This is a genomic window from Aquabacter sp. DMC10 (assembly GCF_056314145.1).
Map to the genome: position 1 here is coordinate 756,098 of NZ_JBQUYX010000002.1, position 26,570 is coordinate 782,667.

Genomic DNA, 26,570 nt, shown 5'->3' on the forward strand with positions numbered 1-26,570 from the left:
ACCGCACTGCGACAATAGCACAATGCGCGCGCTGCGGCAGAAAGAGAATAAGCGCCCGAACGTTCAGCGCTGCGCCAGCAACGATTCCATCAGGTCGATCTGCCGGGCCACACATCTCCCAACGGAATACCGGCGGACAACAACTTCGCGCGCCGCCCGTTTCATATGCCAAAACAGGTCCGGGCGATCGAGCGCACGGATGACGGTTTCCGCCAGCAGGCCGGGCTCGAAGAAGGGGACCAGCAATCCCGTCTGTCCGTGGGCGATGGCCTCACGGACCGGGGGGGTGTCGGAGCCGATGATGAGGCACTCGGCAGCCATGGCCTCGGTCAAGGACCACGATAGAACAAAGGGATAGGTGAGATAGATGTGCGCCGCCGAGACCTGAAGGACATCAAGGAACGTCGGGCGCGGCACCACGCCGAGGAAATGCACCCGCGACAGGTCCACCTGCCCTTCAACCTCGCGAACAAAGATGTCCCGCCAATTCCCCCCATCCTCGGGGCGGGCGCCATAGGAGACGTCCGATCCACCGACGACCACCACCTGCGCGTCAGGATGGGCCGCCAGGACCCGCGGCAGCGCCCGCATGAAGACATGGAAGCCACGGTAGGGTTCCAGGTTGCGGGCCACATAGGTGACCACCTTGTCCCCCGCCCGAACCGTCCGGCCATCCGGCAAGGTCAAGGTCGCATCCGGATTGGGCCGGACCACATCGACATCAATGCCGTCATGAACGACCTCGATGTTCTGCTGGAAGATGGGAGGGAACAGGCTGCGTTGCCATTCGGTCGGCGCGATCCCAAGGTCCGCATCCGCCAATGCCATGGCCATGGTGGCGTTGCGCAGATGGACGCGCACTTGCCCATCAAGGCCAAAGCGCAGGAACTCTTCGTCGAACCCCACATCCTTGCCGACGGGATGGTAATAGAACTCACAGAAGGCGATGATCTTCGCTGCGGGAAACAGAGGCCGCAGCGGCAAGCCTTCCCCCCAGCCGGGATGCACGAAGATCACGTCGGGCTTGATGCCCTCGTCCTGGAGCTGCGAAGCAAGATACATGATCTCTTCGGCGCGGCGGCATTCGGAATTGAACCGGCGCCCGAAATTATGACCCTCGCTCTCGGGCTCATTGGACCAGGGATAGCGCAGCAGCTTGATGCCGGGCATGTTCCGGGCCGTCGGCGAGCCGAAGGCCACCACACGGTAGCCCGGTCGGTTGGCCAGCGTCGCCGCCAGATGCCGATACTGGGCCGGAAAGTTGTTATGGATGAAGAGAACCGTTGGCACCGTCAGTCACGCTCTTCGCTGAGAGGTTCGATCGGAACGAGATCGCTCTCATCCATGGCAAAATCCAGGTTCTCCAAGCCCGAAAACATGGCCGCCAGCTGATCCTGAAGCTTGGGGACCGCGGCCGGCTGGGCGGGCTCCGGATCTGCAGAACGATGCGCGGACAGGCCGACGGAGGCAGACAACATGCGGCGCGAGAACAACATCGCGAAAAGCAACTGGCTCGCCAGCAGGCCTCCCCGGACCAGGGGGATGGTCCGGCCGGAGGTGAAGCGCGACAGTTTGTCCGCGTCCACAACCAGAAGCTCGCCCCCGTCGCGAAAGGTCACGTCAATGGGCATCAGGAGGTCGGCGAGGTAAAGCAGCTCGGCGGCCTCGCGCAGCTTGCAGATGCCCACCTGGAGGCGCTTCAGCAGAGCGACGGCCTCCGAGAGAGCCTTGCTCGGCCCCCCCGCCTCGTCAAACATCTCGTTCGTCTCGCCAGTCGCCTGGCTCAGGAGCACATCGCTCACGGCAATGCGCAATTGCTCCTGCGGAGACAGGACGGGAAGAGCCAGAACGAAGGGGAGACACTTGAGCTGGAGCGGCTGGTAGAATCGAAGCCAGCGATATTCCCCATCCACAAGCGGCTGGCGTTGAATGCGCGAGGCGAGGCCGCCGACCACATCCAGGATGCCGCCGCGCCGCTCAATCAGGATAGGCAGATAGTGGGAGGTCTGAAGCAGTTCTCCGTCGCTCAGCGGGACTCGTTCCAGCTGGTCCAGGAAGGGAAAGCGGGACACCTTGGACCAGGGGGTCCGCTCATCCTTGCGCAGTGGCCGAAGGCCAAGCTCGTCAGCGCTCACTGGTCGATCCCGTCAGGCGGCCGCGGTGCGCGACAGATCCTGGCGTGCACGCTGATACAAAATCCCGGCCCGGTAAAGCGAGATGGCATGAGCGCTCAGGAGGCGCAGACCGGCAGCACCGAAGGCGCGGGCGAAACTCACGAAGGAATCGGTTTCAAAGGAGTCCGGACGCACCACCAGAAACTCGGGGTAAGGGCCGAGGCCGGCTTCCGCCGCAAAACTCAGATCCCACGGCTGCAAGAGGCCGGCCTCGGCCAAATGATTTCCCATCTGACCGGTGACCGCATGGGCAGACACGAAACGGTGCATGGCGCCCAGGCGCTCTTCAAGCGCCCGGCTGGGGTGGCCCCGTTCTGTGAGCAGCGTGGCCCCGACGTCGGTCGGCTCGTCTGCGACAACATCGTCCACCTTGATGTCGCCCCCCACTTGGCTGGGATCGACGACCACCGGATAGGCCTTAAGGATGAGGGGAACGGAAGCCGGGATCCGAGGTGACCCATGGGGATGTCCGGCGCCGTCGGGGAGAAAGGAGCGCAGGACCACGAGGTCCAGCGGTCCGCGATGACGGGTCCAGACAAGAGGAAACCAAGCGGCCAAATCCAATGCCTCCATGTGCACCACGGGGACGATCTGGAGATTTCGACCGGCGGGATAGGAGTGCGGAGAAAATATGCGCCTGCGGCCCACATGGCCCGTAAGCGGCAAGGGGCGGATATAAAACGCGCCATCCATGTGTCGTGATGACCCACCCAAACGGAGAACGCCCCGGGTCTCCCCGGGGCGTCAAACTCAGGTCGGCGTCGACCAGGTGCTGAAGTTGACCGAGTCGGCGCCTGTGACACCGAAGTTGCCCACTTCCACATTGCTGACCGTGTACACCGCACCATCGATGAAGGTGATGGTGGTAACACCCGCTGCCTCGGTGTGCGACTGGACATCAGCGAGGTTGTACGCCTTGAACCACAAGCCGTCAGAGCCGGCGCCGCCGTCAACCGAGCCGGAGCCGCCCTTGACGGTGATGGTGAAGCCATCGTTGCCGTCGCCGCCGTACATGGACGTGTTGCCGGTGGCGAACACGAACATCTGGTCGTTCCCCTCACCGCCATACAGGGTGTTGTTGCCGCCGTTGACAACCAAGCTGTCGTTTCCGGCATCGCCGTAGAACACGTGGTTTCCGGCAACGGTCGACCAGATGTTGTCGTTGCCATCGCCGCCATACATGGTGGCGTTTGAGGCACCGCCAATCATGGAGTCGGCATCACCGCCACCATAAGCGAGAACACTGTTCAGCGTGGAGTTGGCAACCATGGTATCGAAGCCGTCGCCACCATACAGCGTGTCAACGCCACCACCGGTGGAGCCGAGCGAGGCATAGAGCTGGTCATTGCCCGCTTCGCCATACAGCAGGTTGGAGCCGCCATTCACCCACAGGACGTCGTCACCGGCATCGCCATGCAACGTGTCCGCACCGCTATTGCCGGCCAACTGATCATTACCGTCGCCACCATATGCGAGGGCATGCGTCCCAAGCGCCTTGGTAGTGATGAAGTCCTGGCCCAGGCCGCCGTAGATCGTATCAACGCTGCTGCTGTCCGTGCCGGCCGAAATGCTGTCGTTACCACCGTCGCCGTAGAGAACGTTCGATCCGGTATTGGTCCAAATCTGGTCGTTGTCGTCACCACCGTACAGCGTGTCCTGCCCGCTAGCGCCGACGATCGTGTCGGCACCGGCGTCGCCGTAGATCAAGGCGTGCGTGCCGTTTGCGTTGGACGCGATGTTATCCCCGTCCGCGCCGCCATAGACCGTGTCCACATTGCCAGCGGCGAACACGGTACCGGTGCGGATGAAGTCGGTCCCGGCATCGCCATGCAGCAGGTTGCTTCCGCTGCTCACCCAGACACTGTCGTTTCCGATGCCGCCATAGAGGGTGTCCGAACCGCTGGCACCCACAACCTGGTCATTGCCGGCGTCGCCGTACAGGAGGCCGGAGGCACCACGGGTCGACAGCAGATCGTCGCCATCGCCGCCGTACAGGGTGTCAATGCCACCCGCCGTCAGGCTGCCGGTGATGATGTCGACACCGGCATCGCCATAAAGAACGTTGTTGCCGAAGGAGACCCACAGCTGGTCGTTACCGTCACCGCCGTAGAGGGTGTCCGCACCGCTGGCACCAGAAATGGTGTCGGCGCCGACGCCACCATACATCACAGCGTGCGTCACGCGGCTGATGAGCGTGTCGTTTCCGTCGCCACCATACAGGGTGTCCACGCGGCCGGAGACCGTGTCGAGACCGCCATAGAGCGTGTCGGCGCCAGCATCGCCATACAGAACGTTGCTGCCCACCGAGGCGATCAGCGTATCGTTGTCAGCGCCGCCATAGACCGTATCGAAGCCGAACGCCTGACCCTGATAGGTGTCATTGCCGGCATCGCCGTAAATGACCGCGCCACCGGACACCGTCACGCCGTTGATGACGTGCCAAGTCTGCCCCCAGGCGCCGCGCAGAATGTCGTTTCCGTCGCCGCCATAGAGCGTGTCGCCCGCAGCCTGACCGGGATTGATAACAAAAGCCGCGCTAACCGTGTCATCACCGGCATCGCCATAGAGGATGCTGCCGGAATAGTAAGTGTAGACGTCGTCGTTGCCGGCGTCGCCGTGGAGCACGTTGTAATCGCCGCCATTGGACGACGGGTTGAAGGCAAGCTGAGCGGCCACAGAGGCCACGAGGTCATTGCCCTCGCCGCCATAGACGGTATTGCCCCGCGCATCTTCCGCGAAGCCGGCATATTGGCCGGTCAGATCCCCCGCGTTGCCGGCCACGACAGTGTCGTTGCCCGCGCCGCCGATCAGGACGTTGTCCGCGCCGTAGCTGGCCAGATAATCGTTGCCGTTGCTGGTGGCGATGATGCCGCCGCCCGTGCCGGAATTCACGATGTTGACGGTGACGCCCGCCGTATCGGTGTAGATCAGCGCATCCGACGCGTTACCCACCGTCGTGTCGTTCTGCACCTCGGCCTTGACATTGACCGAAGCGGTCAGGTTCGGGTCCGTGACGCTATAGACGCCCGCCGCCTGGAGCGCCGAGATGATCTGTGTCTGCTCTGCCTCGGACATGCCCAGATTGGTCAGGCCCGGGAATCCCTCAGCGGGATCACCGTTGGAGAGCTGTGCGCTCGTCAAATCATAAAGAGCCATGACAATCCCTCACCCTTCGCCCGCTCACGAGCGTCAAAAACCGATGCATTTCAATCAGAGGGCACCCGCCCGAAACACCCTCACACGACCGGCCCCTTCCGGAGCCACGCGCCGAGGCTCTGCTCGCCCCGCGTCCTCGGCGACGTCGATGGCCAGAGAAAGCCCCACCAGGGGATCCCGCTCGGACACACCGATAAATTCCACTTGGCGCCCCGTGCGGGACACCACAGGCGCTCCCAGAAACAGAGCCTCAGCCCTGATCCTCGCAGCGGCCTCGCCCCCCAATCGCAACCGGACACCCAGCAGCGACAAGGCCTTCCCCCGCGTGCCGGCAAACTCTCCGGCGCGCATCCAAGGGGACCACTGAGCGGGACGGGTCCCGACCAGCACCTGATATTCCAGATCCACCCCGCGCGGCAGGCGCGCGACCTGCAGCCCCTCGATCGGAAGCGGCTGGCGGGGACCGCCGAGCCACTGACCCGAACCCACCTGAACATCTCCGCGACGCGAGAGATGCCCGGTCAGAGCAAACCCATCCTCCACCCCCATGGAGGCGGTCACAGGCGCAGGGCGCCCGCGGCTCACTTCGCCCTCCGACACCCCGCCAGGGGGTGCCGTCACCAGCGCCTCCAGCTGGAGGCGCGCTTCGACGGAACCACCAGGATAACGCGGGCGCGCCGTCATCACGATGCGCCCTTCCCCAGTCGACCGCACCACCACTGCAGACCCAGGCCCCACCAGAAGACCGGCGCGCTGGCGCGGATCGGAAACAATCTCCACGGAACCGGAGGAGCGCCAATCGGGTTCAACTTGAACCACCGGCGCTTCGCCCGAGGGGGGCGCTGAGACGTAGCGGATCACGTAGAGGCCGGCCTCTACGGTAAGCTCCGATACGCGCGCATCTCCCGACTCGACCACCCCAGCCCCCTCACTCATTCCGTTGTGGACCAAGTTTATGTTGATTTTAGTGCATTGCGTCAATCCGCGATGCGCCTAAAAAGAAGCGATTGCGGTTTTTTGATACCACTGAATTTGCCTTTAATTGGTACTGCGTCGTCAGGTACCGCTATATGGGCAGGTGGGGCTACCAAAATACCGCACACCCATAGCAGGATGTTCGCGAGCGTTGCTCAGATGCAACGGCTTACAAACCCATCAATCTTAATTAACACGCGTTCATGTTTCGAAATTACTTAGAGACGACCCACCCATTTCAATGTCTTTAAGCCGTCATTGTAAGACGCATCGGGTATTGTTCCGACTAACTCTCAAACTCGATTTACTTATAGGGAGTAGCCGCCGCCATCAGCGGCGTTCCGCTCCTCGTTCATCGGTCAGATGCGCCAGCTTAGACATGCAGGCCCGCCGGTTGTTAGGTCGCCCCTAAAGAGACAACTTCAGCTTGCCTTTTCTTTCAAGGCCGCATCCGCAATGACGTATATCTACCGCAATGCACCTTTGGATATGGATGGATCGAAGGTGGGTCCGCGCCATTTTGGAGCGAGTGCGGTGGACGGTTCTAGAGGCAGCTCTTGGAGCGCCAGGAGCGCCCAACAGCGCCCTGATGGGGCATGAGAGAAAACCGCGCCACCAGCCGCCATTTTCAAAAGGGGGGCTTGCACGGGTTGCATTTGGGGCAATAAAGTCTCCAGAATTTCCACCAATCTTTGCAGAGGTGCAAGTTAGCCATGATCGCGTGGGATGACTTCCGGCTGGTCCAGGCGATTGCTTCTACGCGATCCCTGGCCGGGGCCGCCGATCTGCTCGGGATCAACCATTCGACGGTTTTCCGGCGGCTCGGCACGCTGGAGGCGAGCCTTGGGACGCGGATTTTCGAGCGCGCCCGGAGCGGCTACGTGCCCACCGCCACCGGCGAGGAAATGGTGCGGCTGGCCGATCGCATGGCCGAGGACATCCTTTCCGTGGAGCGGCACATCACAGGGCGCGACCTGCGCCCGTCCGGGGAGCTGCGCGTCACCACCAACGACACCCTTTTGATCCACCTGATGACGCCGGTGTTTGCATCCTTTCGCAGGGCTTATCCGGAAATTCGGCTCGACGTGGTTGTGTCCAACCAATCGCTGAGCCTCTCCAAGCGCGATGCCGACGTGGCCATTAGGGCGAGCGACCGCCCCGGCGACACGCTGGTGGGGCGGCGGATCGCCGGCATCGCGTGGGGGATCTATGGGCGGATGGATGCTCTTGCCGGCGGCACCTTCGATCCCGCCGATCTTCGGCGACACGACTGGCTCGGCTTTGCGGAGAATCTGGCCTCTCTGCGGGCGGCAAAGTGGCTGCGGGAGCGCGCGGGTGAGGATCGGGTGGTCTACAAGGTCAATACGGTGCTGGGGCTGGCAGAGGCGGCCGCGGCCGGCATCGGGCTGGCTGTCCTTCCCTGCTTTATCGGCGCCGCGACACCCGGCCTCGCGCGCCTGGCGGGGCCGCTCCCCGACATGGAGGCCAGCCTCTGGCTCGTCACCCATCCCGATATCAAGAGCACGGCCCGCGTGCGGTCCTTCATGGACCACATGGGCCGGGAGCTGTCGCGTCGACGGGGATTGATCGAAGGTCGGGAAGAGACCCCCACCGGGGTCACCGGCGAGTAATATGCCACTTATTCCGCGGAGGTCTCCTGGGCGACCGCATCAGCAGGGCGCGGCTTGCGGCGGCTCGCCACCTTCGGCGTATCGGCGCCGAGGCGGGTGAACTCGCACCACATGGTCTCCACCCCCGCCAGATTGCCGCGGAACGTGGACGCGCTGGTCTTCACCACTTCAAAGCAGGGCTCGAAGGTCATCCCCTCCACGAACCCGCAGACATTCTCCCCGCGCACCCGCACCGAATTGGGCGGCAGGCGGACGAAGCGCGTCTGCCCCTGGGCGCGCATGGTGATGGTGCCCGCCACCGAGCCGTCGGAGAAGATCCGGCCTGCGCCGGTCGTCCCCTCGAAGCAGGTGAAGGTGAAGGTTCGCCCGACGACGAACGCCTTGGCCTGTTCGGGATTGAGAGACTGCGCCTGGGCTGCCCCCATCCCGATGAAGGCGAATCCGGCTGCCGCAAGGAGAGTGCTTCGCATGGGGACCGTGAAACGATGGTTGTGAGACCGTGATACAGCGCTTTGGTTAACAAATACGATGCAACGGCCGTCCCCGCGGGGCAAGGTGCTTCGGCGGGCAACGCTCTGCCCGCCGTCGCTTTCCCGGTTCCTGTGGCGCATGTGTCGCGCCTTCCAGGACACGAAGCGGTCAGGCGGCCGCAACCGCCGGGCGCACCACTGGACGTTCCCGGATGGGGAGGTTGATTGCGGCAGACGCGAAGGACAAGGCCACCGACAACCACCACACCACGCTGTATGAGCCCGTCATCTCGTACAGGATCCCGCCGAGATAGACGCCGAGGAAGCCGCCCACCTGGTGGCTGAAGAACGCGAAGCCATAAAGCATCGCCATATAGCGGGTGCCGAACATGAGCATCACCAGGCCCGAGGTCGGAGGCACCGTCGACAGCCAGAGAAGGCCAATGGCGGCTCCGAAGACGAAGCAGCTCATGGGCGAGATGGGCACCAGCACGAACACGGCGATGGTGATGCCGCGGGCGGCATAGATCAGCGCCAGCATCCATTTGCGGGAAAAGCGCGCGGCGAGCGCCCCGGCGCTGATGGAGCCGACAATGTTGAACAAGCCGATCAGGGCCAGCGTCGTGCCGCCCACGGCCGGGGTGATGCCATTGTCAGCCAGATAGGCCGGCATGTGCACGGTGACGAAGGCGAGCTGGAAGCCGCAGGTGAAGAAGCCGAGCACCAGGAAGACATAGCTTGGATGCCCGAATGCCTCGCTCAGGGCTGATCCCAGGGACTGGGTGGGAGCGCTGGCGGAGGTCGTGGTGGCCGTTCCGCGCGTCGCCAGGGCGAATGAGAGTGGAATGACCAGCAGCAGCACGACCGCGAAAATGACCAGCGTCTCCTGCCAGCCCACCGATCCGATCAGACCGGTGGCGAGCGGCGGGAAGAGAAACTGGCCGAAGGAGCCCGCCGCCGTCCCCGCGCCGAAACCCAGCGAGCGCCAGCGGTCGGGCAGCAGCTTGCCGAAGGCGGCCAGCACCAGGTTGAAGGAGCAGGCGGAGAGGCCAAATCCGACCATGACGCCCGCGCTCAAATGCAAGAGGCCGGGCGTGATGGCCATCGACATCAAGGCAAGGCCGGAGGCATAGACGATGGCGCCGGCGCACAGCACCTTCACCGTGCCGAACCGATCGGCAATGGCACCGGCGAAAGGCGAGCCAAGGCCCCACAGCAGGTTCTGAAGCGCGAGCGCAAGGCCGAAGACATCGCGCCCCCAGCCGAACTGGCTGGACATGGGCAGCAGGAAGAAGCCTGCGGTGGAACGGGGGCCGAACGTCAGCATGGCGATCAGACAGCCTGCGACGACGATCAGCCATGTGGAGGCGCGCGCCACGGGCGCGCGAGAGGAAGAAGCGGCGGTCATGATGTGTCCTCGGGAGAGGGGTGGCCCTCTTTTCCCGGACAGCATAAGGCACACGAAGCCGCTGTAAAAAATCAATCTTCGTCACGTCATACATGACGATTTCTCATGCATGCACCGGGAAGGGCCGCGCGGGCCCTCCTCGTTCCAGCCGCTTCCTACCGTTGAGGTATTGAGCAACCTTGGGGTCGAGGGACCCGCCACCCGAGGGTGGCGGGCCGACCTCATGCGATCCGATCAGCCCCGCCGGGGCGCGCCGGGGCCCTGACCGGGATGATGCATGAAGCGCCCGGGCGTGAGATCTTCCCGCAGGAGGATCTGGAGCCGGTGCTTCTGCCCGTCGTCCAGCGTGTTGTAGAGGGGCTCGGCCGCGTCCGCGATCTTCTTCAAGTCGCCGGCGCGGGAGGTCATCAGGTCCGCCTGGACGCGCAGGCGCTCGATGGCGTCGGGCTTGGCATTGTCCGCGCGGGCCTTCTGCCACTCGGCCCGGCGCGCGGCGGCGTCGGTGGCGGTGGTGCGGAGCGCCTGCTCCACTGCGGGCCAGAGCTTTTCCTGATCCGGCGTGAGCTTCAGCCCCGTCTTGAGGGCGGCGATGCGCGCATCCGTCAAGGCGGCGCGATCGGCGGGGCTCAGCTTCCACTGGGCCTGCTCCCCCGCCGCCGGAGGACCGCCGGCCGGCCCGCCTGCCGGACCGGGGCCGGGGTTGGCGGCATAGGTAGCGACGGAACCCGCCAAGAGAGCGGCGGTGGTGGCGGCGATGATGGCCTTCTTCATGTCTCATCCTCCGATGATGATGGCATGAGGATGCGGGACACTCGAACGCGGCTCAACTTAAACATATGTAATTTATGTACCACCTAGCGATGCACAGCCAAAGCTTCCGCTTCTGAATTTCTATGCGGCAGCGGTTACATTCGGAAACCGACGAACAGAAAATCAACACATTTCCATTAATCTGCTTAGGTCAGGATATTGTTTACGATCATTTGCGACACGAGCGCACCGGAGCATGGGTTCATTGACACCCGGCGATCACGCTCAATCGCCCACTGGCCGCCATAAACTTGCCAAGGTGCGCCGCCCGCAACCCGCGAACCGAGGCAGGTCATCGGCGCGCTCGCGCGTTGGAGCGCCGGGCCCAAGCCGAGGGCGCCGGACTACGTGCCTGGAAATGAGGCAGACGGAACCGCCGCTAGAACAGCCGATGGCTCTCGCGGGGACAGACCTGAGTGTCGCCGGACTCATATCCCCGGCTTTCCATCTCGCAATGCCAGTCGCCAGAGGTGCCGGTGATCCGATAGATATTGTAGCGACCCGGTCCTCTCCCATCCTCCGGGCCTGCGGAGGCTGACGGCACGCCCACAACGGGAATGTCGTGCCCAGCGGCGGGGATGGAACCCATCGACGCCCGGTGGTCGTGGCCATGGAGCACCAACTCGGCCCCCGCTTCCGCCAGCACCTCACGCACAGCCGCTGCGTCACGCAGGTCCCGATGGAAGGGACGATCGCCCACCGGGGGATGATGGATGAGCACCACCCGGAACAGGCCCTCTTCCTTCAGGCGCTGCAGGATGGCCCGCAGGCGCTCCCGCTGCTTGCGCCCCACCTTCCCGCTCGCCAGGAAGACGGCGGTGGGTATGGCCGTGGACACCCCCACCAACGCGATGGGTCCCCGACGCCGCACGAACGGGAAGGCCTCGACATCCAGGGGCGTGTTGGGATGGGTGTCGTCCCCCGACAGGAAGGGGGCCCAATGTTCCAGGTGATAGGTCAAGGCCGAGCGCACATAAGTGTCGTGATTGCCGGGGATGACCGTCACGTCCCGCGGGGCACCGAGGGAAGACAGGAAGGTCGCCCCCGTATCGAACTCCGCCGGAAGACTCACATTCACCAGGTCGCCCGTCACGGCGATATGGTCGACCTGCTGGGTCCGCAGGTCGTTCAACAGGGGCGTCAGGGTGGACGCGCCGAAATTGCGCCGCCGTGCGCCGATCCAGTTCATCATCCCGAAGAACCGCTTGCCCAGGAGTTCGGACAGCCGCGCCTCAGGAATGGGACCGAGATGGGGATCGGAAAGGTGGGCAAGCACGAATGGTTCCACGGGTGCCCCTTCTGGCTCTGGCCCTAAACGCGCGGATGGGCGCCGGGTTCACACCCGACTGCGACGCGACACTGCGGCCCTGTATAAGGGCGCGGGCCTGCGGGAGGAAACCGCAACGCGCAGGCGGCCACGATCCTGCCCGCCTATAGCGCCGTGCCGCCAACCAAATATGACCTTCGCATGAGATCCGCGACGCCCCGCCGCTGCTATAAGGTCTCAATCACACCATCGTCGGGGTCCATTCTTCCCGCCCTTGCCACGCCTCAGGAGCCTTCCTTGCGATCCTTGCCCTTCGCCACCCTCCTGCTTGCCCTCGCGACGGCCCCGGCCGTGGCCAGCGTGGTCAGCGTTCGCGGTACGGAATTGCGGGTGGACGGCGCCCCCTTCATTGCCAATGGTGCCGCAGGACAGACGCGGCTTGCCGAACTGAAGGGCGTGGGCGCGACCGTGGTCCGCACCTATGGGGAGGATCCCGGCCCGGTGCTCGACGCCGCCCAGCGGGTGGGGCTTAAAGTCATTGTCGGCTTCTGGCTGGAGCATCCCCGGCGGGGCTTCGACTATGGCAATCGGACCGCTGTGGAGGCCCAGCTGGACCAGCTGCGCCGCATGGTGGAGCATTATCACAGCCATCCGGCGCTCCTGGCCTGGAGCGTGGGCAATGAGGTGGAAACCGAGCTCACCCCGGCGCAGGCGGCCCCGGTCTGGCCGGCCATCGAGGAAGCCGCCCGCCTCGTCAAGATCATCGACCCCTCGCACCCGGTGATGGCGGTCCTGGCCGATACGGGCACGGACAAGGTGTCCACCCTACGCCAGTTGGCCCCCTCGGTGGATCTGCTCGGCATCAACGCCTATGGCGACAGCCTGCTGACGGTGGTGGGCCGCGCCCGCAGCCAGGGCTGGGCCGGGCCCATTGTCATCACCGAGCTGGGAGCCCTCGGCCAATGGCAGGCCGGCACCACGCCTTGGGGGGCGGCCATCGAGCCCACCAGCACCGAGAAGGCGGACAAGGTGAAGTCCTATCTCCAGGTGCTGAAGCAAAGCGGGACCGGCGCCCTGCCCTTCTATTGGGGGCAGAAGCAGGAAGTCACCCCCACCTGGCACAGCCTTTTCCTGCCCACCGGCGAATGGACGGAGACCGTGCAGGTGATGGCGGAGACGTGGGGCGGTCATACGCCCGGCGACGACAAGGCACCGCGCATCCTTGCCCTTCACTCCCGTGGCCCGGCGAGCGTCACCGCCGCCCAGTCTCTGGACATCGAGCTGAAGGCCACCGATCCCGATGGCGACCCGCTGAAGGTGGAATGGCAGGTGATGGCCGAAACCCATGTGAAGGGGGTCGGCGGGGATGCGGAGCCGGTGCCGGCAAGCTTCCCCCAGGCGATCCGAGAGCCGGGGACGTCAGGGGTTCGGATCCAGGGACTTGCCCCGGGAAACTACCGGGTGTTCGTGATCGTGCGAGACGGGCGCGGCGCGGCCGCCGTGGGCAATGTGCCGTTCCAGGTCCGCGATTAAGGCGGCGCGGCGCGCAGCTTCCCTCCGGCCGCGCCCGGCACTAAAGTCCGCCCGCCGAAACGCTATCTGGCCAACCGGTTCGACATCCGCCGAACGCCGTCAACAAGGATAGCCGGGGCTGGAGCCCTCCCCTTCGGGTCCTTTCCGGGGCCGAAAGGTGCGGCTTCAAGGAAGGAGCGCACGCGCTCCGTCTCGGTGTCTTGCAAACGTGCAGCCATCTCATGGAGGATGCTCCCATGGCGAAGATCAACAAGCTGCTGGTCGGCGAATCCCTCGTCGGCGACGGCAACGAAGTCGCCCATATCGACCTCATCATGGGCCCGCGGGGCTCGGCGGCGGAAACCGCCTTCGTCAACGCCCTCACCAACAACAAGGACGGCTTCACCACCCTCCTGGCGGTGGTGGAACCCAACCTGCTCGCCAAGCCCAACACCGTGCTGTTCAACAAGGTCACCATCAAGGACGCCCGCCAGGCCGTGCAGATGTTCGGCCCGGCGCAATATGCGGTGGCCAAGGCGGTGACCGACAGCGTCGAGGACGGCACCATTCCGGCCGAAGAGGCCGACGACATCTTCATCTGCGTCGGCGTCTTCATTCACTGGGAGGCGTCGGACGACGCCAAGATCCAGGAGTTCAACTACAAGGCCACCAAGGAAGCCATCGCCCGCGCGGTGGCCGGCGAGCCGAAGGCCGCCGACGTGGTGCAGAAGGCCAAGACCGCGCACCACCCCTTCGCGGCGTCCTGAACTGGCTTCCTGTTGCCAAACGTGCGGCGGCCCCCTCCCCGGGGGGCCGCCGCTTTCGTTTCAAAACAGGCGCCCGCCGTCCGGCACCTTCAGCGAGGGGCCGATCAACACGACGGCGCCGTCGGCGTCGGGAAAGCCGAGGGTGAGCACTTCCGACATGAAGGGGCCGATCTGGCGCGGGGGAAAATTCACCACCGCGGCCACCTGGCGACCCACAAGGTCGTCCGGCTGATAATGGACCGTGATCTGGGCCGAGGACTTTTTCACCCCGATCTCGGGGCCGAAGTCGATGCGCAGCTTGATGGCCGGCTTGCGAGCCTCGGGGAAGGGTTCGGCGCCGATGATGGTGCCGACCCGAATGTCCACCTTCATGAAGTCGTCAAAGCTGATGGACTTGGCGATCTCAGCGGTCATGGCTTCTTTCCTCGGGCGGCAAGGTCGGGCGACAAAGGGGGGAGACAGGCGGCGCGGCGGCGAATCAGCGCCATGCCTTTCCTTTGGGTAGCAGAGCCCGCGCCCTCGGTAAGCCGGGAGCGCCTGCTCACGCGCCTTCGACCGCGTCCCCGCCCGGAGCGGACATCGCGGCTGAGGCCCGCCGCACCCGCCATGGCAAGGCGATGTAGGCGAGGTCATCCAGCATATCCAGCAGCTTTGCGCCGCTGCTCAGCTCGCGGTCCAGGGTGGCCATGGTGCGGGACAGGCCGGGGTCCTCGTCCTTGAGCCACACCTCCACCACACGGGCGAAAAGCACGGCCAGGCCATGAGCCTTCACATCCCCCTCCAGCCCCGCCGAATCGATGCCGGCCGCCGCCAGCATCCAGTGCTGCGACCGGGTGCCGCTTTTCAGCAGCGCAGCGGCCAAGGCCGGATTGCGCCGCGCCGAGGCAAGAAGAGAGCGGACGGCAGCCCGGTGCGGTTCGAGGGCGTCCAGGCGGCGCATCAGCACCTCGAAAAGCCGCTCCTTGGCGCTCTCCTCCGCCATCTCTTCAGCGATCCCCCCTTCGGCGAGCACCTCCAAGTCGATGCTGCGGCCGAAAGCAAACAGGAAATCGAAGGTGGACGCGTAGCCGACGCGCATCTGCGAGAGCGGTACCCCCGCCCGCTGGGCGATCTGCGCGAAGGAGACGCGCTCGAAGGTCCCTTCCGCCACTAGGGCGAGGAAGGCGTTCAGGCACGCGGCGCGTGTGGTTTCGGACACCATGATGAGCCTCCCGTTCGTGCGGCCATCGGCCCGATGTGTGGATGGCCACCGCCCCCCTCAAGAGGCGGTGGCCCATGGCACCGCTCAGGCGCCCAGTTCTTTCGAGCGCCGGGTGGCGGCCGCGACGGCTTCCGTCAGCAGAGGACCAAAGCCGCGCTCGGGGTCCATGAGGACCGAGAGGGCCGCCGCCGTCGTACCGGCGGGCGAGGTGACATTCTCACGCAATGTGGCCGGCTCGATGCCCGATTGGGCAATCAGCGCGCCAGCCCCGGCAACCGTGGCCCGGGCGAGGCGGTCGGCGAGATCGGCGGGAAGGCCGGCGGCGGCTCCGGCCTTGGCCAGGGTCTCCGCGAGCAGGAAGGCATAAGCGGGGCCGGAGCCGGAGACGGCCGTGGCCGCATCCATCAGCTCCTCGTCCTCGATCCACTCCACCGGGCCAAGGGCGGCGAGAAGGGCACCCACCAGCGCGCGGTCACCCGGCGCAACATGGGGATTGGCCACCGCGACCGTGATGCCCTGGCCGATGCTGGCAGGCGTATTGGGAATGGTGCGCACCACCGACGTCCCGCGCGGCAGCGCCTCCTGGAGAAATCCGATGGTCCGGCCGGCCATGATGGACACCACCAGCGTGCCCGGCTTGACGATGCCGCGCACGGTGGCGAGCACGGCAGGCGCCACCTGCGGCTTCACCGCCAGCAGGATGATGGCAGGATCGGGAAAGGCTTCGAGGGCGGGATTGGCGAGGGCGCCGCGCGCCGAAAGGCTCGCGGCCATCTCGTCCGACATGTTGGGGTCTAGGGCGACCACCCGCTCGGGGTCGATTCCACTGCGCAGCCACCCCTCCAGGATGGCGCCACCCATCTTACCGGCCCCCACCAGCACCACGGGGCCACGCAACTGCTTCAGAACATCTACCGACATGGGCACACCTTCATGGGCGGCGGGACCGGGCAAGCCGGCCCCGCTCAAATCCGAGTGCGTCCAGTCTTAAGCTTCTCCGACGGTATCGAAAAGCGCCGTGTCCATGGCCTCGCGCGCGGACTTGCCGGCCCAGACCACGAACTGGAAGGCGGGGTAATAGCGTTCCACCGCGTCCATGGCGGCATCAACGATGGCCTCGCACTGCCGGTCGCTGGCCGTCGCGCCACCCGCCAGCACCAGGGCGTGGCGGAACATGATGACACCTTCCTGTGCCCACAGGTCGAAATGGCCGAGCCACATCTGCTCGTTGACGAGCGCAAGAAGCTTCAGCACCTCGGCGCGCCGGCCGTCGGGCACCTTGAAATCAAAGGCGCAAGCAAGATGCAGCGCCTCGATCTCGTCCATCCACTGGAACGAGACATGGCAGTCCGTCCAGCGGCTGGTGAGCGAAAGCGTGATCTCGTCCTCGTCGGAGCGCTCGAAGGCCCAGTCACGAACGGCAGCGAGCCGCTCGACCAGGTCGACGGGATTGGCCGGAGCTTCAGCTTCGATATCGATGTCGATGAGAGACATGCCTCGACCTCGCGGTTTGAGGAACGCGGAGAGGGTCGAACGCGGCACAACACGGCACTCAAAGCCAGCCAGGATTTGCGCGACGCGGCGTACCGGCGGCTCCACCGTCCGGCGCCATGGGCCCCGGCCCGATGTGCCATGGCGAGGCTGCACCCCGTCGCGCACAGCGCGACGATCCGGCTCCGAATCGCCACTTACCCACTATATCGCGACGCAGCGCGACACCGCTACGACATATAGGGAGAGGAAACTGTTTTCCTCTGGAATGTATCTTGCGGGCAACGCCCGGACCTCGGTCCCCCGCCGTCAGGCGCCCGTGGGCGGGGTCTGGACGGAAAGACGGGCCTCCAGCTCGGCAATCTTGGCGGAGAGCCGCTCATTCTCCTCGCGGGTGGCCGTCACGAGGTCCTTCAACACCTCGAACTCCTCGCGCTTCACCAGGTCCATGTCGCGCAGGAAGCGCTCCATCTGGCCGCGCATCACCGTCTCGGCTTCCCGACGCACACCCTGGGCAACGCCGGCGGCATCATTCACGAGGCGGGCCATCTCGTCGAAAATCCGGCCTGAGGTCTGGGTCATGGCTTGCCTCCGTCACATGCGCGCGGCCAACCCGCTTTCGGAGAGCAGGCCGCTTTCGAGGAGACAATGGGCATGCCGGCTTCCCGCCGCAAGAGGCGAACCGTCGCCATCCTCACCCGCGTCACCTTGACGGATCGGCTCCCGGCGGGCACATGCCCTGGCTCCGGCCCACGCCGGGCCACCAGTTCCAGACGGGGTCGCCATGATCCAGCTCGCGCTGCCATTTCCGGCCCTCGACCCGGTTCTCATTGAAATCGGCCCGTTCGCCATCCGCTGGTATGCCCTGGCCTACATTGCCGGGCTGCTGATCGGCTGGCGTCTGGCCCGCTGGCTGGTCTCGCGCCCGGCGCTCTGGGGCGGGAGCTCGCCCATGAAGCCGCTGGACATTGACGATTACCTGTTCTGGGCGACGCTGGGCGTCATCCTGGGCGGGCGCATCGGCTATGTGCTGTTCTACAATCTGCCCTACTTCCTCCAGCACCCCGCCGAGATCTTCATGGTGTGGAAGGGGGGCATGTCGTTCCACGGCGGGCTGGCGGGCACCATCGTGGCGCTCATCCTGTTCGCCCGCTCGCGGGGGATTGCGGTGCCCTCGCTGCTGGATGTCTCCGGCGTGGTGGCACCCATCGGCCTGTTCTTCGGGCGGCTGGCCAATTTCATCAATGGCGAATTGTGGGGCCGGCCGTCTGACGCGCCGTGGGCCATCATCTTTCCCACCGGCGGCAATGTGCCACGCCATCCCAGCCAGCTTTACGAGGCGGCGCTGGAAGGGCTCCTGTTGTTCGTCATCATGCTTATCGCCGTGCGTCTCGGCGCGCTGCGGCGGCCCGGGCTGGCCGGGGGCATCTTTGGCATTGGTTATGGGCTCGGGCGCATCACCGGCGAATTCTTCCGCGAGCCGGACCCACAGCTCGGCTATCTCGCCTTCGGCACCACCATGGGCATGATCCTCTCCGTCCCGCTGGTGCTCGCCGGCGTCGGGCTGGTCCTCTACAGCCTGCGGAAGGGAGCGCCCCGGTCGGGACCGGAGGCCGCAAAGTGACGCGGGCGGAGCACGCGACGCCGCTGGAGCAGGAAATCCGGGCGCTCATCGCTGAAGAAGGCCCGCTTCCGGTGAGCCGCTACATGGCCCTGTGCCTCGGCCACCCGGTGTATGGCTATTATCTGACCCGCGACCCGCTCGGCGCCAAGGGCGACTTCACCACCGCGCCGGAAATCAGCCAGATGTTCGGCGAACTGCTGGGCTTGTGGGCCGCTGCCGTCTGGCAGGCCATGCACGCGCCAGATGTGGTGCGCCTGGTGGAGCTGGGCCCCGGCCGGGGCACGCTGATGGCCGATGCCTTGCGGGCGGGACGCATCCTGCCTGGCTTTACTTCGGCCGTGGACGTGCATCTGGTGGAAACCAGCCCGGTCCTGCGCCGCAAGCAAGAAGAGGCGCTGGCCCCGAGCGGCGCCCGCGTGACCTGGCACGACCGCCTGGAGGATGTCCCCGACGGCCCCGCCATCGTGTTGGCTAACGAGTTCTTCGACGCCCTACCCATCGCTCAATTCGTCCGCGGCGCCAATGGCTGGCACGAGCGCAAGGTGGGCATCGGCCCCGATGGAGCCCTCGCCTTCGGCGTCGATCCCATCGCCTCGCCGGCGGCCGCGGCCTTCGCCCGCTTGTTTCCGCCCCCGCATGTGCCCGGTGCCGTGCTGGAGCACCTGGAGAGTGGGGCCATGGAGGCGCTCGCCGCACGCCTCGCCTCCGGGGAAGGCGCGGCGCTCATCATCGATTACGGCCACAGCCGCAGCGCCTTCGGGGACACGCTTCAGGCCCTCTCGGCTCACCGCTTCGTCGATCCGCTGGCCAGGCCCGGCGAGGCGGACCTCACCGCCCATGTGGATTTCGCCGCGCTCGCCCGCACGGCCCGTGCGGCGGGGGCGCGGCCCTTCGGCCCCCTCACCCAGGGCGTCTTCCTGGAGCGCCTCGGCCTTTCCGCCCGCGCGGACCGCCTCAAGTTCAACGCGCCGGACACCCAGCGGGTCGCCATCGATGCCGCACACCGCCGCCTTTCAGGGACGGGCGAAGGAGAGATGGGCGCGCTTTTCAAGGTGCTGTGCGTCACCAGCCCCGCCTTCGAGGCGCCCCCCGGATTTGACCCGTCCGAAGCCTTTTCGGAGACCCCATGAAAATCGAAGCCCCCTCCCTTTCCCGTCTGCCCGGCATCCGGCACGGCTTTTTCACCCGTCAAGGGGGCGTGTCCCAGGGGCTCTATGCCAGCCTGAACGGGGGCATGGGATCCCGGGATGACCTGGCCAATGTCCAGGAGAACCGCGCCCGGATGGCGATGGCGCTGGGCATTGCACCGGAGGCCCTGGTGGCCTGCTGGCAGGTTCACTCTGCCACCGCCGTCATCCTCCAGACGCCCTGGACCCGCGACACTGCCCCCCAGGCCGACGCGGTGGTCACCGCGGTGGCGGGCCTCGGCGCGACCATCACGGTGGCCGATTGCGGCCCGGTGCTGTTCGCCGATCCGGTGGCCCGGGTGGTGGGCGCCGCCCATGCCGGATGGAAGGGCGCGTTCGGAGGCGTCCTGGCCGCGACGGTCGCACGCATGGAGGAGCTGGGCGCGCAGCGGGGCCGCATGGTGGCCGCCATCGGGCCGCTGATCCGCCAGGACAGCTATGAGGTGGGCGACGACTTCATCGCGCGCTTCCTGGACGAGGACCGCGCCCATTCCCGCTTTTTCCGCGCAGCCGAGCGGCCGGGACACGCCTTGTTCGACCTCCCCGGCTTCATCGCGCACCGGCTGCGGGAGGCGGGGGTGGGAGCGGTGGAGGACCTTGGCCTCGACACCTATGGCGACGAGGCCCGCTTCTTCAGCTACCGCCGATCCACCCATCGCAAGGAGCCCGATTACGGGCGCATGGTGGCGGCCATTACCCTCGTGTGACGCAGAGAGAAGCCACCAGCGGGTTGCTGCCGCACGGGGAATTCGCCCGTTAACGACATTTTAACCGTTTTTCTGGACCTCGCGTCCGATTGCGGATAACCCTCCTGTGACGAGACCACAGACGGGGACCACCGCATGATCGGGGCGACGGCCAGCACGGGTTGGGCGAAACGGCTTCGGATCGCGAGCCGCCTCGCAGTCCTTCTCTCCGGCCTTGCGCTTGCGGCCTGCCAGACCGATGGAACGGGCGGCAGCCCCATGGCGTCCTCCGGCAACCGGACGCTGGCCTTCGACTCCATCGATGGCCCGCCCAAGCCCACCTTCGAGAAGCTGGTGACCGAGCTGACCTCGGAAGCCCAGGCCCAGCAGGTGCCGGTGGTGTCCCGCACGGACACGTCCACCTACCGGGTGCGGGGCTACCTGTCCGTGCATTCGGACAAATCCAAGACCGCCGTGAGCTATGCCTGGGAGATTTATGACGCCGACAAGCAGCGCGTCGCCCGCATCACCGGCGAGGAAGTCACCAAGCGCGTGAAGGGCGACGCCTGGGCGGCCTGCGACGAGGAGATGCTCAATCGCATCGCCGGCAAGTCCATGGCGTCGCTGGCGGAAACCATCGGCATTCCCGCCCCCTCGGGCCAGGCGCGCGCCACCGCCACCCCTGCGGCCCCCGCCGCAGCCGCGGCCTCCCCGGCCGCGCCCGCCGAGGCCGAGCCGCCGGCCGCCGCACCGAGCGGCCCCCCCATCGACGGCAATGGCCCCCCCGTGGCCGAGATCGCCTCGTCCACCACCCTCGCTTATGCGGTGCGCTAAGGCTTCTTTACAAAGCCGACGGTAAGGGCCAATCAGGCCGGCATCACAGATTCCCCTTCCGCGGTTTTGGCGGAGCGTCCATGTCGACCGAGAACGGATCCATGAAGATTGTCGCCGGCAATTCCAACCGCGCCTTGTCCGAAGCCATTGCGGCCTATCTCGCAACGCCCCTGACCAAGGCCGTGGTGCGGCGCTTCGCCGACATGGAGATCTTCGTCGAGATCCAAGAAAACGTGCGCGGGCAGGACGTCTTCGTGGTCCAGTCCACGTCCTTCCCCACCAATGACCACCTGATGGAGCTGCTGATCATCATCGACGCGCTGCGCCGGGCCTCGGCCAAGCGCATCACGGCGGTGATCCCCTATTTCGGCTACGCCCGCCAGGACCGCAAACCCGGCCCCCGCACCCCCATCTCCGCCAAGCTGGTGGCCAACCTCATCACCCATGCGGGCGCCGACCGCGTGATGACGCTGGACCTGCATGCCGGGCAGATCCAGGGCTTCTTCGACATCCCCACCGACAATCTCTATTCGGCGCCGGTGATGGTCCGCGACATCAAGGACCGGTTTGACATCGGCAACTTGATGGTGGTCTCGCCCGACGTGGGCGGCGTGGTGCGTGCCCGTGCGCTCGCCAAGCGCATCGACGCCCAGCTCGCCATCGTCGACAAGCGCCGCGAGCGGCCGGGCGAGAGCGAAGTGATGAATGTGATCGGCAATGTGGAAGGCCGGTCCTGCATCCTGGTGGACGACATCGTGGATTCCGGCGGCACGCTGGTGAATGCGGCGGACGCCCTCCTGGCGCGCGGCGCCAAGGAAGTGCACGCCTACATCACCCACGGCGTGCTCTCCGGCGGTGCCGTGGCGCGCATCACCGCCTCCAAGCTCAAGGAGCTGGTGATTTCAGATTCCATCCTGCCCACCGAGGCGGTTCGGGTGGCGCGGAACATCCGCGTGGTGTCCATCAGCACCCTCATCGGCGAGGCCATCGCGCGCACGGCGCACGAGGAATCGGTTTCGAGCCTGTTCGACTGAGGGAGCAGCTTCACCCAAGACGCCATCAAAAAGGGCGCGCCTGCGGGCGCGCCTTTTTTCGTTGCAGGTCAGGATGTGGGCTTGTCGCCGGGAAGGTCGGGCTGTGCCTCCCGCTCCACTTCGCCCCGCTCCTGCAGCCACAGCATGATGAGCCAGCACAGGCACGCCCAACTGGCCCCCAAGGCCCAGCCCCCGAGAACGTCGGTGGGCCAGTGCACGCCCAGATAGACCCGGCTCACACCCACAATGACGGTGAGGCCCGCCGCCATGGCCAGAAGAAAGACCTTCACACGCTGGCGCGGCTGGGAGCGGGCGAGGAGCGCGCCAAGGGTCAAGTAAACCACCGCCGACATGGTGGAATGGCCGCTTGGAAAGCTCGCCGTATAGACATCCATGCCGTGGGGCACGAGATCGGGCCGCGGCCGGCCGATGCCCCATTTCAGCGCGCTGGACAGGATGGCCCCACCCGCGACCGATACCGCCACCATCAAGGCGGTCTGTCGCTTGCGCACCAGAACGAGATAGGCAAGCACGGCCAGGGTCATGAGGGTGAGCAGCGTGGTGCCGCCGAGGGCGGTCAGGTCGCGCATGCTCTCCTCGAACCAGGGCGGTCCAATGGGATCGGAGCGGTCCCCGGTCTCCCGCAGGGCGAGAAGGATCCGCTCGTCAAGGGAATGGACCTCGCCCTCCAGCACGTCCTCCGCCAAGGCGAGGAAGCCATAGAAGGCGAGTGCCGCAAGCGCGATGATGGCGAGCGTCGCCCGCTCCAGTTCGCTCACCCGCAGCAGCATGGGGCCGATCACGGGCAGCCTCTGCAGGCGGCGATTGAGGGTGGAAAGAGCCTCCTTCATGCCGATGGTCCCGAGCCGGACTGCGCTGCGGCATTGAACCCATCGTCTCGCGATGTCATCACACCATCCATGAATACTGAGCCGCCCCGCCCCGAACCGATCGCCATCTATGTGGATGCCGATGCCTGCCCCGTAAAGGAGGAGACATACAAGGTGGCGCTCCGCCATGGCCTAAAGGTGTTCGTGGTGAGCAATTCCCCCATCGCCGTGCCCCGGGAGCCCTGGATCGAGCGGGTGGTGGTGGCAAGCGGCGCGGACGTGGCCGATGATTGGATCGCAAGCCGGGCCGTGCGGGGCGACGTGGTGGTGACGGCGGACATTCCGCTCGCCGATCGTTGCGTGAAGGCGGGCGCATCGGTGATCGCGCCCAATGGCAAAGCCTTCACGGAGGCAACCATCGGAGCGGCGCTCGCCACGCGCAACCTCATGGAGGACCTGCGCTCGGCCGGAGAAATGACGCGTGGCCCCCGCCCCTTCTCCCCGCGCGACCGCTCCGCCTTCCTCTCGGCGCTGGATCTGGCCATCGTTCGGCTGAAGCGGGCGGGCTACCGCACCTGAGGGAGCGGAACAGGGCGCAGACGGAGGGACTTGAAAGGCCGCCCCCGCGCGGGAATAAAAAGCGCCTGACCTGAAAATGCGGCGCACGCGTAACCTGACATTGGGCGGCGAACGGACACAGCCCCGGAAGGACCCTCCATGACCGTGGAATTGCGCTATCTGGCCTTCAGCATTCTGCTGGTTTTCGTCCAGTTGTTCCTCGCCGCGGGGGGCGCCACCAAGGCGCGGGGCCTCGCTTGGAATGCCGGTCCGCGCGATGAAGACTCCCCTCCCCTCCCCGCAGTGGCGGGCCGGCTGGACCGCGCCTTCCGCAACATGCTGGAGACCTTTCCGCTGTTCGCGGCGGCGGTGCTGCTCGCCCATGCGGCGGGGGTGCATTCGGCGCTCACCTCTTTCGGCGCGGCGCTCTATTTCTGGGCGCGAGTGGTCTATGTGCCGCTTTACGCCTTCGGCATTCCCTATCTGCGGTCCCTGGTTTGGACCGCAGCGAGCGGCGGGATCGTCTTGATCCTCTTCGCCCTGGTGTGAGGCGCGGCCCCCCAAAGGGGCCGCGCGCCCGGCCGTCAGCCGTTCTGACGGATGTCGTTGGCGGCGCGGGACAGGATCTCCACGATCCGCAACTCCCCGCCACGGTCGGCTTCCAGCGCCTGCTGGCTGGCCTCGCGCAGGTTCTCGAAGGCGGCCTCCACGAGGCGCGGCAGGCCACCTTCCCGGTGCCCCTCCTCTTCCCCGCGCCCCATCCACTTCTTGAAGCGGCTCATGCGCAGGCCGATCTCGGACAGGCGACCCAGAAGGGCATCGGCGAAGTCGCGATTTTCGGCCAGATGTGCCTCGCCCTCGGGGGTGATGGCATAGCGCTTCTTGGCGCCCTCCGCTTCGGCCACCACGAACCCGGCCTCTTCCAGATAGGTCAGGGTCGGATAGACGACGCCGGGGCTCGGCGAATACCAGCCGCCGGTCTTCTCCTCGATCAGCTTGATGATCTCGTAGCCGTGGCGGGGCTGCTCGGCAATGAGCGCCAGCGCCAGCAGCTTGAGGTCGCCTTGGGCCAGCATGCGCCCGAGGCGGAACATGTCGCCGCCGCCGCCACGCCCACGCCCCCCGCGGCCGCCGCCGAACCCGCCGCCTTCGCCGAAGCGGCCAGCGGCGTGACGTTCAAAATGAGATCTGCATCCAAACATGGGACTTGCTCCGTTAGATATATCTTTTGATACCATGACCTGACCTATATCGTTCGATATATCTTTTTGACAAGCCCCCCCGGCCTGATTCAGCGATCCTTGAGATTTGACGCGCATGAAGGGGAAGCGGCATCCTCGACGAGGCACGGAGGCGCCATGGCCAGCACCGACGAGACCAAGGCGCGGCGCACCCAAGGCGCCCTCCTCAGCGCGAGCGCGCCCGATGTGGCCGCTGCAGCCGAAGGCTGGCTGGCGCGCCTCGCCCATGAGCGTCACCTCTCCCCCAAGACGCGAGAGGCCTATGCGCGCGACCTCACCCGCGTGCTGACCATCCTCACCGAGCATCTGGGCGGGCGCCCGTCCCTCGCCGATCTGTCCGCGCTGAAGCCGGCCGACGTGCGCGCAGTCCTCGCCGCACGCCGCAGCGAAGGCAGCGCGCCCCGCACGCTGGTGCGCCTGCTAGCGGCCGCCAGGTCCTTCGCGCGGCATCTGGAGCGGGAGGGAATGGGAAAGGTGGCCCCCCTCAGCGCGGTGCGGGCGCCGAAAGTGCCGCGCGCCCTGCCCAAGCCGGTGACGCCAGATGCCGCCCGCGCCCTTGCCGATCCGGCCACGCGCGCTGGAGAGACGCGGGACAATTGGGTTCTGGCGCGGGACGCGGCGGTCATCGCCCTCCTGTACGGGGCCGGGCTGCGCATTTCCGAAGCGCTGGGCCTGACCGCCCGCCAAGTGCCCGCGACCGGCGAAGTCGGCCAGATCACGGTCACCGGCAAGGGCAACAAGACACGCATGGTACCGATCATCGCGCCCGTGGCTCAGGCCATCGCGGACTATGTGGCGCTGTGCCCATTTCCCCTTTCCCCGGACGGCCCGCTGTTTCGCGGCACCCGGGGCGGGCCGCTCTCGCCGCGCATCATCCAGCAGGCGGTGGAGCGCATGCGCGGCGCCCTGGGGCTGCCCGACAGCGCAACGCCCCACGCGCTCAGGCATTCCTTCGCCACCCATCTGCTGGCACGCGGGGGCGAACTGCGGGCCATCCAGGAATTGCTGGGCCACGCCTCGCTTTCAACGACGCAGATCTATACTGCCCTCGACGAAACCCGGCTCATGGAGGCCTACCGCGCCTTCCATCCGCGCGCGTGACCGGGTCACGCCCGGTTGCGGGCAAAGATCCGCCGGCGCAAAGCGGCAATGCGCCGGCCGAAGCCGCCACCGGCATGGAATTCAGCGAGCACCCGGACTTTCCAGGCCCTCAACCAGGACCTGACCGGCTCCACCTCCGCCTCGGCCCAGGCCTTCATCTTGAGGAAGAGCGTCACCAGTTGGGCGAACCAGCGGATGGACAGCAATTGCGACTCGCAGACCGCGAACAGGAAGGCCATGACCCCGACGCCGATAAGCTTTACCGCCAGCAGGCAGAGGCTGCCGAAAATCCATTGCTTATGGGCATAGGCCCATACCGCCACCCCTTCCAGCGGCTCCACCAGGAGCAAGGGCGAGAGGAAAAGAGCCAGGGCCGCATAAGGGGGAAGCCGGCGCGCCCAATTGGCCACCCAGTGCTTGAACCGCGCAAAGGGAATAAGATCGGCCAGCCACCGGACCACCGGCTCCATATGACGCCAGAGCCAGGCTTCCACCAGGAACAGGAACGCCAGCACAATGAGGACGGGCCGATAGCGGCGCCGTGGCGCCGGCCCGTGGGATATATGTTCGGACATCGCCACTGATATTGCCTCAGAAGGAGGATCGGGGTCCA

Annotated in this window: 28 protein-coding genes; 11 read left to right on the plus strand and 17 right to left on the minus strand. The window is 66.1% G+C overall.

The features are described from left to right. Positions 1-63: 63 nt before the first annotated feature. The 5 genes from ACT54L_RS08230 to ACT54L_RS08250 form a co-directional block, all read right to left on the minus strand. A complete protein-coding gene (locus tag ACT54L_RS08230; protein WP_476085051.1) occupies positions 64-1,290 on the minus strand; it encodes a glycosyltransferase in 1,227 nt (408 codons plus the stop codon). Between the two features lie 2 nt (positions 1,291-1,292). After that, positions 1,293-2,072: a SapC family protein gene (locus ACT54L_RS08235; protein ID WP_476085052.1), complete on the minus strand. Its 780-nt coding sequence runs from the start codon at positions 2,070-2,072 to the stop codon at positions 1,293-1,295. Between the two features lie 75 nt (positions 2,073-2,147). After that, entirely contained in the window at positions 2,148-2,867 is a 720-nt protein-coding gene (locus ACT54L_RS08240; RefSeq protein WP_476085053.1) for a SapC family protein, read from the minus strand. Between the two features lie 57 nt (positions 2,868-2,924). Further along, positions 2,925-5,330: a beta strand repeat-containing protein gene (locus ACT54L_RS08245; protein WP_476085054.1), complete on the minus strand. Its 2,406-nt coding sequence runs from the start codon at positions 5,328-5,330 to the stop codon at positions 2,925-2,927. A gap of 54 nt (positions 5,331-5,384) precedes the next feature. Then, entirely contained in the window at positions 5,385-6,248 is an 864-nt protein-coding gene (locus ACT54L_RS08250; RefSeq protein ID WP_476085055.1) for a hypothetical protein, read from the minus strand. A gap of 770 nt (positions 6,249-7,018) precedes the next feature. Between ACT54L_RS08250 and ACT54L_RS08255 the strand changes: the two genes are divergently transcribed. Continuing rightward, on the plus strand, positions 7,019-7,936 hold the full coding sequence (locus ACT54L_RS08255; RefSeq protein WP_476085056.1) for a LysR family transcriptional regulator: 918 nt from the start codon (positions 7,019-7,021) through the stop codon (positions 7,934-7,936). An 8-nt stretch (positions 7,937-7,944) separates the two neighbouring features. On the opposite strand, the gene ACT54L_RS08260 is transcribed toward ACT54L_RS08255, so the two are convergent. From ACT54L_RS08260 to ACT54L_RS08275, 4 genes are all read right to left on the minus strand, one after another. Further along, positions 7,945-8,406 (minus strand): hypothetical protein, encoded by a 462-nt coding sequence (locus ACT54L_RS08260; RefSeq protein ID WP_476085057.1) that lies wholly within the window; start codon positions 8,404-8,406, stop codon positions 7,945-7,947. 169 nt (positions 8,407-8,575) lie between these two features. Beyond that, a complete protein-coding gene (locus tag ACT54L_RS08265; RefSeq protein ID WP_476085058.1) occupies positions 8,576-9,814 on the minus strand; it encodes an MFS transporter in 1,239 nt (412 codons plus the stop codon). A 234-nt stretch (positions 9,815-10,048) separates the two neighbouring features. Continuing rightward, positions 10,049-10,585, minus strand: a complete 537-nt coding sequence (locus ACT54L_RS08270; RefSeq protein ID WP_476085059.1) for a Spy/CpxP family protein refolding chaperone — start codon at positions 10,583-10,585, stop codon at positions 10,049-10,051. 418 nt (positions 10,586-11,003) lie between these two features. Then, positions 11,004-11,912, minus strand: a complete 909-nt coding sequence (locus ACT54L_RS08275) for a metallophosphoesterase family protein (RefSeq protein ID WP_476085060.1) — start codon at positions 11,910-11,912, stop codon at positions 11,004-11,006. 276 nt (positions 11,913-12,188) lie between these two features. Between ACT54L_RS08275 and ACT54L_RS08280 the strand changes: the two genes are divergently transcribed. Continuing rightward, positions 12,189-13,424, plus strand: a complete 1,236-nt coding sequence (locus ACT54L_RS08280) for a glycoside hydrolase family 2 TIM barrel-domain containing protein (RefSeq protein ID WP_476085061.1) — start codon at positions 12,189-12,191, stop codon at positions 13,422-13,424. 236 nt (positions 13,425-13,660) lie between these two features. Beyond that, the gene (gene fae / locus ACT54L_RS08285; protein ID WP_476085062.1) at positions 13,661-14,170 is read left to right on the plus strand and encodes a formaldehyde-activating enzyme; all 510 of its coding nucleotides are present in this window, start codon (positions 13,661-13,663) and stop codon (positions 14,168-14,170) included. A 60-nt stretch (positions 14,171-14,230) separates the two neighbouring features. Here the strand turns inward: fae and ACT54L_RS08290 are convergent, their stop codons facing one another. From ACT54L_RS08290 to ACT54L_RS08310, 5 genes are all read right to left on the minus strand, one after another. Then, positions 14,231-14,584 carry a tRNA-binding protein gene (locus ACT54L_RS08290; protein ID WP_476085063.1) on the minus strand — a complete coding sequence of 118 codons (354 nt, stop codon included), beginning with the start codon at positions 14,582-14,584 and terminating at the stop codon, positions 14,231-14,233. A gap of 127 nt (positions 14,585-14,711) precedes the next feature. Then, positions 14,712-15,371 carry a TetR/AcrR family transcriptional regulator gene (locus ACT54L_RS08295; RefSeq protein WP_476085064.1) on the minus strand — a complete coding sequence of 220 codons (660 nt, stop codon included), beginning with the start codon at positions 15,369-15,371 and terminating at the stop codon, positions 14,712-14,714. A gap of 84 nt (positions 15,372-15,455) precedes the next feature. Next, complete coding sequence (gene proC / locus ACT54L_RS08300) at positions 15,456-16,292, minus strand: pyrroline-5-carboxylate reductase (protein ID WP_476085065.1); 837 nt, start codon at positions 16,290-16,292, stop codon at positions 15,456-15,458. Positions 16,293-16,358: 66 nt separating this feature from the next. Further along, the gene (locus tag ACT54L_RS08305) at positions 16,359-16,865 is read right to left on the minus strand and encodes a type III secretion system chaperone family protein (RefSeq protein WP_476085067.1); all 507 of its coding nucleotides are present in this window, start codon (positions 16,863-16,865) and stop codon (positions 16,359-16,361) included. A gap of 306 nt (positions 16,866-17,171) precedes the next feature. Beyond that, on the minus strand, positions 17,172-17,444 hold the full coding sequence (locus tag ACT54L_RS08310; protein WP_476085068.1) for an accessory factor UbiK family protein: 273 nt from the start codon (positions 17,442-17,444) through the stop codon (positions 17,172-17,174). Positions 17,445-17,646: 202 nt separating this feature from the next. On the opposite strand from ACT54L_RS08310, the gene lgt reads away from it, so the two are divergent. The 5 genes from lgt (at position 17,647) to ACT54L_RS08335 (ending at position 22,227) form a co-directional block, all read left to right on the plus strand. Continuing rightward, complete coding sequence (gene lgt / locus ACT54L_RS08315; protein WP_476085069.1) at positions 17,647-18,486, plus strand: prolipoprotein diacylglyceryl transferase; 840 nt, start codon at positions 17,647-17,649, stop codon at positions 18,484-18,486. Then, positions 18,483-19,616: a class I SAM-dependent methyltransferase gene (locus tag ACT54L_RS08320; RefSeq protein WP_476085070.1), complete on the plus strand. Its 1,134-nt coding sequence runs from the start codon at positions 18,483-18,485 to the stop codon at positions 19,614-19,616. Before lgt ends, ACT54L_RS08320 begins: the two co-directional genes overlap by 4 nt. After that, positions 19,613-20,380: a peptidoglycan editing factor PgeF gene (gene pgeF, locus ACT54L_RS08325; protein ID WP_476085071.1), complete on the plus strand. Its 768-nt coding sequence runs from the start codon at positions 19,613-19,615 to the stop codon at positions 20,378-20,380. Before ACT54L_RS08320 ends, pgeF begins: the two co-directional genes overlap by 4 nt. Before the next feature lie 135 nt (positions 20,381-20,515). Then, the gene (locus ACT54L_RS08330; protein ID WP_476085072.1) at positions 20,516-21,193 is read left to right on the plus strand and encodes a hypothetical protein; all 678 of its coding nucleotides are present in this window, start codon (positions 20,516-20,518) and stop codon (positions 21,191-21,193) included. A gap of 80 nt (positions 21,194-21,273) precedes the next feature. Further along, positions 21,274-22,227: a ribose-phosphate pyrophosphokinase gene (locus ACT54L_RS08335; protein ID WP_476085073.1), complete on the plus strand. Its 954-nt coding sequence runs from the start codon at positions 21,274-21,276 to the stop codon at positions 22,225-22,227. A gap of 68 nt (positions 22,228-22,295) precedes the next feature. Here ACT54L_RS08335 and ACT54L_RS08340 read toward each other — a convergent pair whose 3' ends face one another. Further along, entirely contained in the window at positions 22,296-23,078 is a 783-nt protein-coding gene (locus tag ACT54L_RS08340) for a phosphatase PAP2 family protein (RefSeq protein WP_476085074.1), read from the minus strand. Between the two features lie 69 nt (positions 23,079-23,147). On the opposite strand from ACT54L_RS08340, the gene ACT54L_RS08345 reads away from it, so the two are divergent. Together ACT54L_RS08345 and ACT54L_RS08350 are read left to right on the plus strand one after the other, a co-directional pair. Continuing rightward, a complete protein-coding gene (locus ACT54L_RS08345) occupies positions 23,148-23,636 on the plus strand; it encodes a YaiI/YqxD family protein (RefSeq protein ID WP_476085075.1) in 489 nt (162 codons plus the stop codon). A gap of 138 nt (positions 23,637-23,774) precedes the next feature. Beyond that, a complete protein-coding gene (locus ACT54L_RS08350) occupies positions 23,775-24,164 on the plus strand; it encodes an MAPEG family protein (RefSeq protein WP_476085076.1) in 390 nt (129 codons plus the stop codon). Positions 24,165-24,199: 35 nt separating this feature from the next. On the opposite strand, the gene ACT54L_RS08355 is transcribed toward ACT54L_RS08350, so the two are convergent. Further along, positions 24,200-24,817 carry a PadR family transcriptional regulator gene (locus ACT54L_RS08355; protein ID WP_476085078.1) on the minus strand — a complete coding sequence of 206 codons (618 nt, stop codon included), beginning with the start codon at positions 24,815-24,817 and terminating at the stop codon, positions 24,200-24,202. A gap of 156 nt (positions 24,818-24,973) precedes the next feature. Between ACT54L_RS08355 and ACT54L_RS08360 the strand changes: the two genes are divergently transcribed. Continuing rightward, positions 24,974-25,957: a tyrosine recombinase XerC gene (locus ACT54L_RS08360; RefSeq protein ID WP_476085079.1), complete on the plus strand. Its 984-nt coding sequence runs from the start codon at positions 24,974-24,976 to the stop codon at positions 25,955-25,957. Between the two features lie 5 nt (positions 25,958-25,962). Here the strand turns inward: ACT54L_RS08360 and ACT54L_RS08365 are convergent, their stop codons facing one another. Continuing rightward, entirely contained in the window at positions 25,963-26,532 is a 570-nt protein-coding gene (locus ACT54L_RS08365; protein WP_476085080.1) for a hypothetical protein, read from the minus strand. Positions 26,533-26,570 lie beyond the last annotated feature (38 nt).